General features: G+C 53.9%; 16 protein-coding genes, 1 tRNA gene and 1 pseudogene. 10 read left to right on the top strand and 8 right to left on the bottom strand.

Annotated elements, in window-relative coordinates:
- The first annotated feature begins 154 nt into the window (after nt 1-154).
- The 3 genes from TU86_RS03990 (at nt 155) to TU86_RS22310 (ending at nt 2,180) form a co-directional block, all read left to right on the top strand.
- Complete coding sequence (locus TU86_RS03990) at nt 155-1,357, top strand: MFS transporter (protein WP_048362973.1); 1,203 nt, start codon at nt 155-157, stop codon at nt 1,355-1,357.
- Between the two features lie 102 nt (nt 1,358-1,459).
- Nucleotides 1,460-1,756 (top strand): DUF6388 family protein, encoded by a 297-nt coding sequence (locus TU86_RS03985; RefSeq protein ID WP_048362972.1) that lies wholly within the window; start codon nt 1,460-1,462, stop codon nt 1,754-1,756.
- Between the two features lie 121 nt (nt 1,757-1,877).
- Nucleotides 1,878-2,180 carry a hypothetical protein gene (locus TU86_RS22310; protein WP_082149301.1) on the top strand — a complete coding sequence of 101 codons (303 nt, stop codon included), beginning with the start codon at nt 1,878-1,880 and terminating at the stop codon, nt 2,178-2,180.
- Between the two features lie 84 nt (nt 2,181-2,264).
- On the opposite strand, the gene TU86_RS03975 is transcribed toward TU86_RS22310, so the two are convergent.
- The gene (locus tag TU86_RS03975; RefSeq protein WP_048362970.1) at nt 2,265-2,804 is read right to left on the bottom strand and encodes a DUF4142 domain-containing protein; all 540 of its coding nucleotides are present in this window, start codon (nt 2,802-2,804) and stop codon (nt 2,265-2,267) included.
- 235 nt (nt 2,805-3,039) lie between these two features.
- Complete coding sequence (locus tag TU86_RS03970) at nt 3,040-3,528, bottom strand: hypothetical protein (protein ID WP_082152855.1); 489 nt, start codon at nt 3,526-3,528, stop codon at nt 3,040-3,042.
- A gap of 382 nt (nt 3,529-3,910) precedes the next feature.
- Here TU86_RS03970 and TU86_RS22305 point away from each other — a divergent pair, with 382 nt between their 5' ends.
- Both TU86_RS22305 and TU86_RS23610 read left to right on the top strand, forming a co-directional pair.
- Nucleotides 3,911-4,114 carry a colicin E3/pyocin S6 family cytotoxin gene (locus TU86_RS22305; RefSeq protein ID WP_204369774.1) on the top strand — a complete coding sequence of 68 codons (204 nt, stop codon included), beginning with the start codon at nt 3,911-3,913 and terminating at the stop codon, nt 4,112-4,114.
- Nucleotides 4,111-4,344, top strand: a complete 234-nt coding sequence (locus tag TU86_RS23610; protein WP_082152861.1) for a DUF7683 domain-containing protein — start codon at nt 4,111-4,113, stop codon at nt 4,342-4,344. Before TU86_RS22305 ends, TU86_RS23610 begins: the two co-directional genes overlap by 4 nt.
- A 59-nt stretch (nt 4,345-4,403) precedes the next feature.
- On the opposite strand, the pseudogene TU86_RS22990 reads toward TU86_RS23610, so the two are convergent.
- Together TU86_RS22990 and TU86_RS03960 are read right to left on the bottom strand one after the other, a co-directional pair.
- Nucleotides 4,404-4,697, bottom strand: a pseudogene (locus TU86_RS22990) (DNA adenine methylase); the annotation flags it as partial.
- 183 nt (nt 4,698-4,880) lie between these two features.
- A tRNA-Ser gene (locus TU86_RS03960) sits at nt 4,881-4,970 on the bottom strand.
- Nucleotides 4,971-5,277: 307 nt separating this feature from the next.
- On the opposite strand from TU86_RS03960, the gene TU86_RS03955 reads away from it, so the two are divergent.
- The 3 genes from TU86_RS03955 (at nt 5,278) to TU86_RS03945 (ending at nt 8,026) form a co-directional block, all read left to right on the top strand.
- Nucleotides 5,278-5,967, top strand: coding sequence for a crotonase/enoyl-CoA hydratase family protein (locus TU86_RS03955; RefSeq protein ID WP_048362969.1), 690 nt, complete (start codon nt 5,278-5,280; stop codon nt 5,965-5,967).
- Between the two features lie 221 nt (nt 5,968-6,188).
- The gene (locus tag TU86_RS03950; RefSeq protein WP_048362968.1) at nt 6,189-6,971 is read left to right on the top strand and encodes a lysophospholipid acyltransferase family protein; all 783 of its coding nucleotides are present in this window, start codon (nt 6,189-6,191) and stop codon (nt 6,969-6,971) included.
- An 83-nt stretch (nt 6,972-7,054) separates the two neighbouring features.
- Nucleotides 7,055-8,026 carry a magnesium and cobalt transport protein CorA gene (locus TU86_RS03945; RefSeq protein ID WP_048362967.1) on the top strand — a complete coding sequence of 324 codons (972 nt, stop codon included), beginning with the start codon at nt 7,055-7,057 and terminating at the stop codon, nt 8,024-8,026.
- A 40-nt stretch (nt 8,027-8,066) separates the two neighbouring features.
- Here TU86_RS03945 and TU86_RS03940 read toward each other — a convergent pair whose 3' ends face one another.
- On the bottom strand, nt 8,067-8,795 hold the full coding sequence (locus TU86_RS03940) for an amidotransferase (protein WP_048362966.1): 729 nt from the start codon (nt 8,793-8,795) through the stop codon (nt 8,067-8,069).
- 601 nt (nt 8,796-9,396) lie between these two features.
- Between TU86_RS03940 and TU86_RS03935 the strand changes: the two genes are divergently transcribed.
- Nucleotides 9,397-9,849, top strand: a complete 453-nt coding sequence (locus TU86_RS03935; protein WP_048362965.1) for a rhodanese-like domain-containing protein — start codon at nt 9,397-9,399, stop codon at nt 9,847-9,849.
- Nucleotides 9,846-10,655 carry a c-type cytochrome gene (locus TU86_RS03930; protein ID WP_048362964.1) on the top strand — a complete coding sequence of 270 codons (810 nt, stop codon included), beginning with the start codon at nt 9,846-9,848 and terminating at the stop codon, nt 10,653-10,655. The genes TU86_RS03935 and TU86_RS03930 overlap by 4 nt, the downstream gene beginning before the upstream one ends.
- Before the next feature lie 188 nt (nt 10,656-10,843).
- Here TU86_RS03930 and TU86_RS03925 read toward each other — a convergent pair whose 3' ends face one another.
- The 3 genes from TU86_RS03925 to TU86_RS03915 form a co-directional block, all read right to left on the bottom strand.
- Nucleotides 10,844-11,185 carry a ribonuclease E inhibitor RraB gene (locus TU86_RS03925; RefSeq protein ID WP_048362963.1) on the bottom strand — a complete coding sequence of 114 codons (342 nt, stop codon included), beginning with the start codon at nt 11,183-11,185 and terminating at the stop codon, nt 10,844-10,846.
- Nucleotides 11,186-11,458: 273 nt separating this feature from the next.
- Nucleotides 11,459-12,067: an START domain-containing protein gene (locus tag TU86_RS03920; RefSeq protein WP_048362962.1), complete on the bottom strand. Its 609-nt coding sequence runs from the start codon at nt 12,065-12,067 to the stop codon at nt 11,459-11,461.
- A 47-nt stretch (nt 12,068-12,114) separates the two neighbouring features.
- Nucleotides 12,115-12,369, bottom strand: coding sequence for a YkgJ family cysteine cluster protein (locus tag TU86_RS03915; protein WP_048362961.1), 255 nt, complete (start codon nt 12,367-12,369; stop codon nt 12,115-12,117).
- Nucleotides 12,370-12,486: the final 117 nt, after the last annotated feature.

Here is a 12,486-nt window from a genome sequence, read left to right as displayed (position 1 = left end):
TTTTTAGTCCGACAGCGCTGCACCTGCACAGCCCTTCGCCTCCCTGGCGAGGGGCTTTGTTGTTTGAGCCGTTATTTTTTTCGACATACTCAGTGACATTGACGCCCGACAGTCCCGATACTTCACGCCACTCCCAACGCCTTCGAGACAGTCAATGTCAGCCTCAACTGCTGCCGCCAAGCCCTTAAGTACCGCCCTGATTCTGCTGATGGCGACCGCCACCGGCCTGGCGGTTGCCAGCAACTATTACGCGCAACCGTTGCTTCACACCATCGCCCAACACATGGGCTTGAGCATGAGCGGCGTTGGCTCCGTGGTCATTACCGCGCAGCTGAGCTACGGCGCAGGCCTTTTGTTGCTGGTACCACTGGGGGACTTGTTCGAGCAACGCCGGCTCATTGTGATCATGACGGTACTCAGTGCGCTGGGGCTTCTTTTAAGCGCATTTTCTCCTTCGTTGACCTGGCTGTTACTGGGCACGGCGATGACGGGACTGTTTTCAGTGTCAGCTCAAATACTGGTAACCATGGGGGCCAGCCTGACAGATCCGCAAAGTCGCGGGCGCGTAGTAGGCACCTTGATGAGTGGCCTGCTGCTGGGGATTTTGCTCGCGCGAACGGTTGCGGGGGCGTTGTCCTCGGCGGGTGATTGGCGAACTATCTACTTGCTGGCGGCAGCACTGATGTTTATCAGCGCCATCGCTTTGTTTGTCGCCCTGCCCAGCCATCACCACAGTGCGGGCTTGAGCTACCCGAAATTGCTGGGGTCGGTGTTTCGCCTGTTCGTCGAAGAGCCAGTGCTGCGCCTGAGAGCCGCATTGGGTTTATTGACGTTCTCGCTGTTTGCCTTGTTCTGGACCCCGCTGGCTTTTCTGCTGGCGGTGCCACCTTATAGCTACTCAGACGCTGTGATCGGCCTGTTCGGCCTGGCCGGTGCCGTCGGCGCACTGGCGGCCAGCTGGGCCGGACGCATGGCTGACCGAGGCAAAGGGCAGCAGGCCACCACCGTCGGCTTGCTGGTCCTGCTTGCTTGCTGGCTACCGATGGCGTTTGCCGGCACCTCGTTGACCGCCTTGTTGATCGGCGTGCTGGCATTGGATTTTGCCGTGCAACTGGTTCACGTCAGCAATCAGAATGCGGTGTTTCAAGTCCGTCCTGCTGCGCGTAATCGCCTCAATGCCGGTTACATCACCTGTTATTTCATCGGTGGCGCGCTGGGTTCACTGGTGGGTGCGCAAACCTATCCGGTCTATGGGTGGGATGGCATCGTGCTCGTCGGGGCCGTCATCGCCACATTAACCCTGGCTGTCTGGGGCTACGCCTTGCAACGCGAAAGCAAGCTGCAACCCGTCGACTAGAGAGTGTTACAGCACTTCTCATCACTTGGCTTAGTCGCTAGGATGCATTCCCCCTGAAAATAACCTGCCCGCGCAGACCCTCTTATAGCTCCGAGATAACGAATGATCCCTAAAGAATCGCGCAACGAACTCGCCCTGGACACATTCATCAAGGCGCACCCGCACTTAATCGAAGAAATGAAGGAACTGAGCCACGAAGACCGGCAACAGCAAATCCTCTGGGCATTTGAAGATGAAGCACAAAGCCGCGGACTGGACACGTGGGAACTGGCGCTGGAGCTGATTGCACGCTCACCTGAAGAACTCGCAGCCATGCGCCGGGAGGTTCATCAAGAGGCGGCTGAAGCACTGGACATGAGCTGGGAAGAATACTGCGGATTCAACGACATCGCGGTGTGAGTGGCGCGCGCATTGAGTGACGCAACGGTTGTCAGCCAACCGTTCGTCACTTGAGTGGCACCAATCGATAACACGCACACACCAATATCATGTAGTCCTCGCCCACCTTGGAGCTGACCTCATGATGACGCTGCTCAAACACCTCTCTTTCGCCGCCGCGCTAGGCATTTTATCCGCCAGTTCGTATGCCGCACCGTCTTCAACGGGACCGACCATCCCCGAAAATCCCGTCAACCCGCCTGCAACTCAAGGGGTTGAACCCAGCATCAATCAGGATTCCAAAATCCATAACGATGCCGATACGCCTACCCATCCTTCAGTTGACCCCAGGATTCAGGGCAATGACCCTGGCCGCCAGGGCGGTATGAATACCGACGGAAATGGCCCAGTGGGCGATGATCCAAGCCCACATCCACGCCCCTGACCCCATCAGGCCCGGCCGAGCCTTAGGCAGGCTGGTAAAGCACTGGACGCTGGCTTTTATCACACACCCGCGCAGCACTGAGATTCATTTCTGGAGCGTTGCGGCGTCACCTTTTTGGTGAGCCGCCGCGAGCTTTTTGGCCATTTCCAGGTGCATTTCCAGTTTCGGCAAATACTTTTGGGCAAACGCTTTCAACTCCGCAGATTTAGACTGTTGCGCCTCTTGCTTAAACAGGGCGATTGCATCCTCATGAGTGGTGACTTGATTAGCCGCATAGGCCACATCAAAGGACGCGCCCTCTTGCACTTGAAGCATCATGTTCTTCACCTTGCTCAACATGTCCTCTTCAGTCGCCAAGGCCCACCCTTGTTTATGGGCGATTTCCTTCAAATCGCGATTGGCATCGGTATGATCCCTAATGACTTCTACGGCGTAGCTATTGATGTCCACAGAGGTGGTTTTCTGAATCGCCATACGGCTGTTTTCAATCTCTGCAATCCCAGCCGCAGACGCCTCGTCAACAAACTCGGCCGGGCTTGCAGCCGCAGCAGAACCGGCCATGAAAACGGCATAAACCACTGCGCAGCCAGCGACAAAACGTTTAGGGGCACACGGGGTAGTCATAACATCCTCCAAAAAAAGGCAGGTTTTGCCCTGCACAGAATCTGAAGGCGTGTGGTGGCAAAGGTTTAGAAAAACCTCACAAGGGCGACGAATGGTATCGAACACTTTTGCATCCGCTTTTCACACTTCACGCCGCCCAATCTAAAACTGACTATTTGCAAGGGGCGTAGATAAATATATAGAGGCACTCCTGATTGATAGGTAGCAACGTTGAAAAAACGCCGCAACGTAAGGGTTAACTAATGCGGTATTCGACACTAAAATCGAAAGGCGATGAGTCGTCATACTCAACAACTTCAGCATAACAATGAGCCTCTTTAGTACCGGTGGATGCTGCATAAACCTCGCGCGTTGCACTGAGAGTCGGGCTGAATACCCCAAAGGACTGAACAACCTTCAGCACCACGCTATAAGTACACTCCTGCTCACCGTTGGTATATGAAAGAGTCTCTCGCAGATAACGCGGCTTCTTGCTTGGGTAAGTGAAATTGGTCGAATAATTCGCGGCAAAAGAATGCTCACTCAAGGGGCCTACATCAAAATAACCTGGCGCCGCTAACGACCTGTCCCAGCTCGATGAATTCATAATTAGCGCACTTGACGTATCGTTAACAACTTCGAAACTGATCGTCGTCACATCGTTCGCCCACGCGTTGCTGATGGCTGCCACAGACACGAACATCAGCGACATAACAGCGATTTTTTTCTTGATATTGTCTATCATCTCTAATCCTCTTAATGACTTAAGTAGCGCACGTGTTAGCACGGTGCGCCGTTACTCATTAGTAATAGTCGTCTTTTTTGCACGGGAAGCTTCTTGATGAACTGAAAAGCATTCTGGATAAAACACTAAACATTGCAGGGAATACTTTAAATCCAAGTAATCATTCGATATTTACTGGTGTAGGAAATCGACAAGAGCCGCCCCAGTTCCGGCGTACATCGGCCCGCTGACACACTCAGCTGGCAACTCAAACCAACCCGTGGCTGTAAACCATGAAGCCCCATGAACTGGACACACTTGCCTCGCAAGTAAACAGCACCACACCGCCCTATGCAGCAGCGCCTACTGAACCGGAAACCGTATCGCGCAGGCGAAGTGAAATATTACCCCGCGTAAAACATCGACACAGGGCGGAGGGGGACTACGAAAAAGATGGAAGACAAGAGATGGCACTATTGTTGAGTGGGATAGCCAGCATGGCGCTGTTGAGAAATACAACAAGTGGGGAAAACATCTTGGGGCGTTTAATCACGAAACAGGTGAACAAACTAAAGATGCTGATAAACACAGAAAGGTAGAACCCTGAAATTTATCGTCGAAGCATTCCATAAAGAGAGCGAATTTCAAGATTTTGAAGGTGTTCTACCAGATGACTGCGAAGCCCAACTAGCCAAAATCATAAACGGGTCATCTCCACAGCGAGGTGATGAGGGCTACAACCTTAACAGCTGCCAACTATCTAGTATCGAGGCATTGACAGGTAAGCATTTCAACGATGACAAACACATATTTCAACTCACTTGTAACATGAGCTGAAATAAGGCCTCTGATGATCTTCGTAGCGGGTACGAACTCATACCCGCTACACCCTCACATCAAAACAACATTCCCAGCGCTTCCGGCGTCCAATTCATAATCACCACCTCACCGCTAACCTCTGCCTTCCCCTGCGGCTGATTCGCAGCGCTATAACGAATATCCACCCTCTCAAAATGACACCCCTCACATCCCCGCCGCATATCCGGGTGATCATTAATGCTGACCATCACCTTGCCTTTGCAGCGGCACATGAAGTCGGGCATCCGTTCATAGTTATCAAGCGCAAAGTCCGCTCCATAGCCAGCTGTCTACCAATAAGGAGGGTCCATGTAATGGAAAGTATGTGGCCGTGCACCTACTCAGCCATTGATATCTTCATTCCGGATTCAACAGTGCGTGGCTACCGGCGTCTTTCCCAGCGGGAGGCATGGTTCAAATTGCCTACCGTATTCACATCCCTCTTTTTCCAGACGCCAGAAACCACAAACCCCCGACTTTCTCTAGGAAAATCAGGGGTTTGTGTTTACTTAATGTGGCGGTGAAGGAGAGATTCGAACTCTCGATACAATTTCTTGTATACACACTTTCCAGGCGTGCTCCTTAAGCCACTCGGACACTTCACCGTATCTCTTCAAACATGTTCTGTCTGTCGAGGCGCGCTAATGTAGTCGAAACCTTTCGATATGACAAATCTTTTTTTCAGAATTTTCATGTGCTTACGCGATTTGCTGATGACTGGCCTCTTGCAGGGGGGCAAATCGGCCAATTGTCGGCCCCTGCACCACGCCTTGGTTGGCGCCATACGCCGCTGCGCCAGCGTCTATATAGAAGATGCGCCGCGATCAGCTGACTCACCAGTCAGTCACAGCGCTTTACCTGTGCCGTGGGGCTGGGTAACGTCTGCTCCACTTCAATACAAGGAATGACGCCATGAGTGACTTGATTGCCTACCACCTGGAAGACGGTATCGCCACGCTGACTTTGTGCAATGGCAAGGTGAATGCGATTTCACCGGATGTAATCACCGCCTTTAATGCCGCGCTGGATCAAGCGGAACAAGATCGCGCCGTGGTGATTATTACCGGGCAACCGGGCATTCTCTCCGGCGGCTATGACTTGAAGGTGATGACGGCAGGCCCTCAGCAGGCGGTTGATCTGGTGACTCAAGGCTCGACGCTGGCACGTCGCCTGTTGGCGCATCCTTTCCCGGTGATCGTGGCTTGCTCCGGGCATGCGGTCGCCAAGGGTGCCTTTTTGCTGTTGTCGGTCGATTACAGGATCGGTGTCGATGGCCCCTTCAGCATCGGCCTCAACGAAGTGCAGATCGGCATGACCATGCACCACGCCGGTATTGAGCTGGCCCGCGATCGCCTGCGCAAGTCGGCCTTCCATCGTTCGGTGATCAACGGCGAGATGTTTAACCCGCAAAGCGCAGTGGACGCAGGCTTTCTCGACAAGGTGGTTCAGCCGCAAGAGCTGCACGGCGCAGCGCTTGAGGCTGCACGCCAATTGAAGAAGATCAATATGAAAGCGCACAAGAACACCAAGCTCAAAGTGCGCAAGGCATTGCTGGAAACTCTGGAAGCTGCCATCACCCTTGATCAAGACCATATGGGTTGAACCTCTTGCGACCCGACTGCATGCGCAGTCGGGGCGCAAGCTCTGTCGCTCACCTCCCCTGCCTGGCCTGCTCATTCCAGCAAAGCCGCTCTGTCGCGCCCCTTAACGCCCTGCTGAAACATGCGCTTAAACATCAGTCATCTCCTGTGTGTATCGGAGTAATTGCCGAATACAGTGCACGTCCGTACACTGCGCCACCTTTTGTGTTGACGAGCCTGTAAATGCTACTTTCGTTTCGTATGCTGTTGATGAGTCTGCATTTTATGACCGCCGGAGTACTGGGAGTGCTGCTGGGCCTGTGCCGACCTTTCAACCCTGACAACAGTCGTCTTTGCGCGCGCCTCTATGCGCTGCCGTCCAGATGGATCCTGGGCTATAAATTGAAGACTGAAGTCGGCCCATTGATGGATAAACCGCAAAGCTGCGTAATCATTGCCAACCATCAGTCCAATTACGATCTATTCGTGTTCGGCAACGTCGTGCCGCGTCGCACGGTGTGCATCGGCAAAAAAAGCCTGAAGTGGGTCCCGCTATTCGGTCAATTGTTCTGGCTGGCCGGCAACGTGCTGATAGATCGCGGCAATGCTGATAAAGCCCGCAAGTCAATGCTGACCACGACCCGTACCTTGCAACAAAAGGACACGTCGATCTGGGTATTCCCAGAGGGCACACGCAATTTAGGTAAAGAATTACTGGCGTTTAAAAAAGGCGCATTCCAAATGGCCATTACTGCGGGCGTGCCTATCGTGCCGGTCTGCGCCAGCACTTATAGCCAGCACCTGAAGCTCAATCGCTGGCACAGTGCCGACATCCTTATTCGCTCCTTACCTGCCATCCCGACAGTGGGCTTAACACTGGACGACATGCCTGCGTTGATGGAGCAGTGCCGCGAGCAAATGCGCGCCTGCATTGAGGCAATGGACCGTGAAGTGCTGGCCGGGCAAAAGCACGCCACGCCAACCTTGACCGACAGCAAGGGCGCTGCCTCCAACCCGAACGTCTGAAGGTTTGTTGACTCAAAGGATGACATTGCACGCTAAGCTGCACCTTCGTGCCCTAACCCTTTGAAGAAGAAGCGATTAGAACTATGGGGAGAGTTGTTGCTGCGGCGGTCTATTCCGCTGGCAAAAAAATCACTGACATCACGCTGGACGAAGGCAGCGACTGGGCGAAAAAGCCCGGCCACTTCGTCTGGATTGGTCTGGAGCAGCCCGACGCGCAAGAGATCAGCAACCTGCAACGCCAGTTCAATTTGCATGAACTGGCCATTGAAGATGCCCTTGAGCAACACAGCCGGCCCAAACTGGAGACCTTTGGCGACGCGCTGTTTATCGTGATCTATTCGCCGATTCGTCACGAGGGCAAGCTGGAGTTTGTCGAAACCCATATTTTTGCCGGCAATGGCTACATCATTACCAGCCGCAACGGGCACTCAGCCTCTTACAAAGCCGTGCGCCAGCGTTGCGAAGCCAGGCCCTTGCTACTCGATCATGGCGAAGACTTTGTCTTGTATGCCTTGCTCGACTTCGTCACCGAAAGCTATCAACCGGTGAGCGAAGCCATCCACGCCGAAATCGATGCGCTGGAAAAAAGCATCATGGGCAACTCGCTTAAAGAAGCCGACATCGTGCACTTGCACAGCTTGCGCCGCGATGTACTGCGCTTGCGCCGCTATGTAGCCCCGATGGTTGAGATCAGCGAAGAACTGCAACGCTTGACCTTTCCCTTTATCGACAAGAACATGCGCCCCTACTTTCGAGATGTGCAGATTCACGTCACCCGCCAGATGGAAGACCTCTCGACACTGCGCGACATCGCGAGTCAGACCATTGAAGTGGTGGTGCTGCTGGAGTCGTCGCGCCAAAGTACTGTGCAGCGCAAGTTCGCCGCCTGGGCGGCCATTCTGGCCTTTCCTACGGCTGTTGCAGGGATTTACGGGATGAACTTCCAAAACATGCCAGAGCTGAGTTGGCATTACGGCTACTTCGGCGTTCTGGGCTTTATTGGCATTGGGGTCACAGGGTTGTGGGCCAGTTTCAAGCGCTCTGGCTGGCTGTAAGCATGCGGGCAGTCTGCGCCTGCCCGCAAATCCTTGACGCTTAAACGACTTGCGTTTCAGACTTGTGCGCAACGAAACGCATCATCCACTCTGCCACCGTTTGACCGTGATGGGCCTTTTCAAGACTGGCAATGCCTGTGCCGTAGATTTGCGCCCCCAAATGTTCCTGGCGCAGGTCTAACAATGCACGCGAGTAATCGTGAATGAACTCCGGATGACCTTGAAAGCACAGCACTTGATCATTGATGTGATAGGCCGCAAACGGACAAAAGTCACTTGAAGCAATAACCGTGGCGTTTTCAGGCAGGGCCGTGACCTGATCCTGATGACTGATCAGCAGCGTCAGGTCTTCGACTGCCGGACTCATCCACGGCGCCTTGGCGGCCAATTTGTATTGGTGAGTGCCAACCCCCCAGCCCTGGGTCGCGCGCTCACTTTTGCCGCCCAGTAACAGCGCCAGCAACTGGTGACCAAAACACACACCAATCAACTTGTCGCCACGCTCATACCGTGTGAGCAGGTAGCTTTTGAGGGTTTCAATCCACGGGTCTGTGCCAAACGAGTCCGCCTTGCTCCCCGTTACCAGATAAGCATCGTAGGTCTGGTCATCAGACGGGTATTGACCGTTCATCACGTTAAAGACGCTGAATTGCGCGGCGATAGGCTGCTGGGTGAACAGTTGTTTGAACATCTGCCCATAGCCCTGGTATTGATCAACAAACTCAGGGCGCAGAACGTCGGTTTCCAGAATGCAAATGTGTAGCGACATAAAAGTACCTGGCACGATGAAGACGAAATGATCACAGCAATGGGCTAGAGCCTGCCTTGAAAGCGTAATTCAAGGCAAGCACTGAACACCGGGTTTCATGTAAGCCTTACGCTTTGTGTACACAGAACTGAATGAAAACGCTGCACAGCCCACGCGCTGACGAACGGTAGGTCGCTAAGCACTCCAACCCTTTGAATGCCCGTTGCGTCTAGCAACGGCCTGTCAGGCAGCGCCTTCACTGCGTAATAGCGTTTTAGAAACATTGCGCACTCAGATGATGTGAAAGCGTTCTAAGCCCTTCGATACGCGGGCTCTAAGGTAAACCTGTGAACCGCTGCGTTGCTGACCCACAAGCACACATGCGGCTAAGGATCGTTGCTTGTTAATAACAATAAAGGCAGATAGCCATGTTCAAACACACCAAACTTCGTCAAGCAGGACTCATCCTTTTTGCCACCGCCCTGCTGCTGATTGTGCCCAACCTGACCAAGGTGATCGGCTAGCATCCCTGTCATTAGGCCCTCGTCTTATTTATGACCACTGCTTTCGGGATTGGCACTTGTGTGCCAATCTTCAAGCACGTTTGGAGGGAGGGAACCTTATGCGTCATTGGCTGGCAGTTGCTCTACTTCTCTGTGGCGGGGGGGCCGCTCAAGCAGGCATCATTGATGTGAACCGGGCAGTGGATGAAATCGAAGATGGCGCGCTGATTCTTGATCTGCGTAACAACAGTGATTTCGCCGCAGGCAACTTGCATAACTCATTGCAGGTAGACCTGACACTCGAAGACGGCACGGGCATCAGTGCAGAAGGGCTTGCCTACCAACTGAGACAAGTTGTGCTGGATCCCAACAACACTATCGTGATTTACAGTGACACCAATCAACACGCCCTCGACGCCGAAGATACGCTGATCAAGCGTGGTTATTTTGGTGTCGTAAATGGTGGCAACTATGAAGAACTGCGCGACGCGCTTTTTGACCATGTTTCGCTGACCGAGAATGTACTGCCCGGCGACGAAGCCACTGACGACGACATTACAGCCATCAATTGAAACGCCTGACGCTTTTTATTACCGCCCTGCTCAGCCTGCCTGCTTACGCCGCCCAACTCACCCTGGAGCTGGGTGATACCCGCCGCACTTGGCAAACCGCCGAGCTGCTGAAGCATCCGGCCGCGCAAGAAGTGCGCATAGATGACGATGTGTCTTACAAGCGCGCCATGATCTATCGCGCAGTACCTGTGGCCACCTTGCTGGAAGGCATCCAACCTGAAGACCATCTGCAAGCGGTGGCGCTGGATGGCTTTGCGGCTGAACTCAGCGCCGGCCCGCTGCTGAGTCAAAACGGCGCCAAGGCCTGGCTGGCCATTGAAGACCCTGAACAGCCGTGGCCCGCACTGGGCAAAGGCAAGCCCAGCGCCGGGCCTTTTTACCTGGTGTGGACCCACCCTCAAGCCAGCCACATCAGCCCTGAACAATGGCCCTTTCAGGTTGCCCGCATTACACGTCTGCGACCCGTCGCCGAACGGTTCCCGGTGATGCGCCCTGACCCGGCACTCCCGGTTGACTCACCGATCACTCAAGGCTTTAACTTATTTCAAAAGAACTGCCTGGCCTGCCATCGCCTGAACGGTGCAGGGGATTCACAGTTTGGCCCCGACCTGAACATCCCGTACAACCCTACCGAGTATTTTGGCGCTGACTTTCTCAAGCGCTACGTGCGTGACCCACAAAGCCTGCGTCATTGGCCACAAGCGCGCATGCCCGGATTTTCTACCCGCGTGCTGTCCGAAAACGAGCTGGATCAGTTGGTCAGTTACTTACAGCACATGGCCACGCGCAAAGTGACGTTGCCATGAATAATGCGCCCAAGGTTTTAACTATCAACGACATAGGCATCGGCAATTTCACGAACGTCACGAACCGACAGATACTTGCCGCCATTGTCGAACTTCCCTTTAGCCACCCACTTGCGGTGGCTTTTTTTCGGCGCTCATAACGTAAAACGGCCAGCCCAAGGGCCGACCGTGAGTCGTTGGATTGACGATTAATTCAACAGGCCACGCACCTCCTGCTTAACGCCCCAGCCTTCTATGATCCCACCCAGCGGTACAACCACCGCTTCGAAGTCTTGTTCAAAATCACCAATGCCACCGTAGGTGGCATACATCACTTTGCTCAGCTCCAGATTCCAGGCGCCATCATCGCGCGCATTGATTTGCGCATTCAGGGACTCACCACAAAACTTTCCTGCTGCTCGGCGCGCCCGCTCTTCGTCCGGGAAGATGGCGTAGAACTCAATAGGATGGATACGTGAAAAATCAAAACCGCCTTCTTTCATGCGGCGCAGCACATAGCTGCTGAGGTCTTCTTGATGGGCTGTGCTCATGAAACGTCCTCCTCGCAATGGATAGACATTCAACGTTCCCCGTGGTGCAACAGTCAGGCCGTTACGGGGATGCAAGCATGTAGCGAACAAGATCAGAGCCAGTCGAACACTTCGCCGGTCTGGGTGCAGATTAGCCTTGGCGCGCAATATCTGCCAAGTGCCGGAATATGAAATTAATGATTTATTTCAGATTAACTTACGAGCGCCTGGAAAATAACCGCCTGACCCCGAGCAGATGCGCTACCCAGGGCCAGACCAGCCTTGGCAGAGGGCTTATTGCTTCTCTGCGCGCTCTTTGAGCGCCTTCAGCGTATTGAACGGTGCATCGACTACAAACTTGTTGGCCAGCCAGGATGGCACGCTGCCGCCCGGCTCAGTGTGAACCTGATAGGTCACTTCAGTTTCATCAGCACCTTTGGGCACCAACTTCCAGAAGCCTTCTACCTGAGCTACCCGCACAAAGCCTTTTTCTTCAGGGAGGTACGTCGGGACTTCTTCAAGCTTACGCATTACAGCGCCATCACTGCCGAGCGAGGTAGTCACCAGCAAAATCGAATCACGCGGTGTTACCGGCCAAGGCGTATTGAACTGGGTGTAAGTCCAGCTCTTGTCCCCTTCGGTTTTAAGCAGCTTTTGGGATTTGCACTCGTGAATCCATTTGCACGCACCCGCTACGTCTTCCTGCAAGCCACGCACTTTGGCAATCGGCGCCTTGATCGTGGTCACACCCTGGTAAGCCTTGTATTGCGAGCCAGCCACCTCGCTCAACGACACTTTGATGCCGTCTTCATTCTTCGCCACTTTCCAGTCTTGAGCGTGAGCAGCGCTCACCATCAACACGCTCAGACCACATGCAATTGCTACTCGATGCAACGAACCCATTGTCTTATTCCTTATTGTTGAAGGTTTGTTCACTGGACATGAACACACTATGCTGCGGTCATCTGTTCCCACCACCCGATCAGGTTGATGGCTTCTTCCCGGTTACTGCCGCACACCTCGATGTCTGCTTTGAACGAACCACACACGGCGGGACGTTCAGGGCGCCCAAACAACCCACACAGATTTTCGACAGAAAGGTGCAGACAGCGTTCCCCGGCAGGTTTGCCATTGGGCATGCCAGGGATCGGGGTACTGATGGAGGGGGCTATACAGCAAGCGCCACAGCCTTCACGGCAATTCATGACGTTAGCTCCTCATTCGGGGCAAAGTGTGGTGATGACAAGGGATAGTACTCGCTGGAACAGGCGTTTGAAATTGTCCGTTCAGCAGAAAGTGCGCATAGACGCACGTGACTGAAC

This window comes from Pseudomonas weihenstephanensis (assembly GCF_001043055.1).
Lineage (GTDB): Bacteria > Pseudomonadota > Gammaproteobacteria > Pseudomonadales > Pseudomonadaceae > Aquipseudomonas > Aquipseudomonas weihenstephanensis.
This window is presented reverse-complemented; position numbering and strand designations above follow the sequence as displayed.

What these genes read in the sequence shown, in the direction of transcription:
- TU86_RS03950 (WP_048362968.1), top strand. Translation starts at nt 6,189, where the DNA reads ATGCTACTTTCGTTTCGTATGCTGTTGATGAGTCTGCATTTTATGACC.
- TU86_RS03920 (WP_048362962.1), bottom strand. Translation starts at nt 12,067, where the DNA reads ATGGGTTCGTTGCATCGAGTAGCAATTGCATGTGGTCTGAGCGTGTTG.
- TU86_RS03915 (WP_048362961.1), bottom strand. Translation starts at nt 12,369, where the DNA reads ATGAATTGCCGTGAAGGCTGTGGCGCTTGCTGTATAGCCCCCTCCATC.
- TU86_RS22310 (WP_082149301.1), top strand. Translation starts at nt 1,878, where the DNA reads ATGATGACGCTGCTCAAACACCTCTCTTTCGCCGCCGCGCTAGGCATT.
- TU86_RS03935 (WP_048362965.1), top strand. Translation starts at nt 9,397, where the DNA reads ATGCGTCATTGGCTGGCAGTTGCTCTACTTCTCTGTGGCGGGGGGGCC.
- TU86_RS03970 (WP_082152855.1), bottom strand. Translation starts at nt 3,528, where the DNA reads ATGATAGACAATATCAAGAAAAAAATCGCTGTTATGTCGCTGATGTTC.
- TU86_RS03945 (WP_048362967.1), top strand. Translation starts at nt 7,055, where the DNA reads ATGGGGAGAGTTGTTGCTGCGGCGGTCTATTCCGCTGGCAAAAAAATC.
- TU86_RS03955 (WP_048362969.1), top strand. Translation starts at nt 5,278, where the DNA reads ATGAGTGACTTGATTGCCTACCACCTGGAAGACGGTATCGCCACGCTG.
- TU86_RS03985 (WP_048362972.1), top strand. Translation starts at nt 1,460, where the DNA reads ATGATCCCTAAAGAATCGCGCAACGAACTCGCCCTGGACACATTCATC.
- TU86_RS03940 (WP_048362966.1), bottom strand. Translation starts at nt 8,795, where the DNA reads ATGTCGCTACACATTTGCATTCTGGAAACCGACGTTCTGCGCCCTGAG.
- TU86_RS03990 (WP_048362973.1), top strand. Translation starts at nt 155, where the DNA reads ATGTCAGCCTCAACTGCTGCCGCCAAGCCCTTAAGTACCGCCCTGATT.
- TU86_RS03925 (WP_048362963.1), bottom strand. Translation starts at nt 11,185, where the DNA reads ATGAGCACAGCCCATCAAGAAGACCTCAGCAGCTATGTGCTGCGCCGC.
- TU86_RS03975 (WP_048362970.1), bottom strand. Translation starts at nt 2,804, where the DNA reads ATGACTACCCCGTGTGCCCCTAAACGTTTTGTCGCTGGCTGCGCAGTG.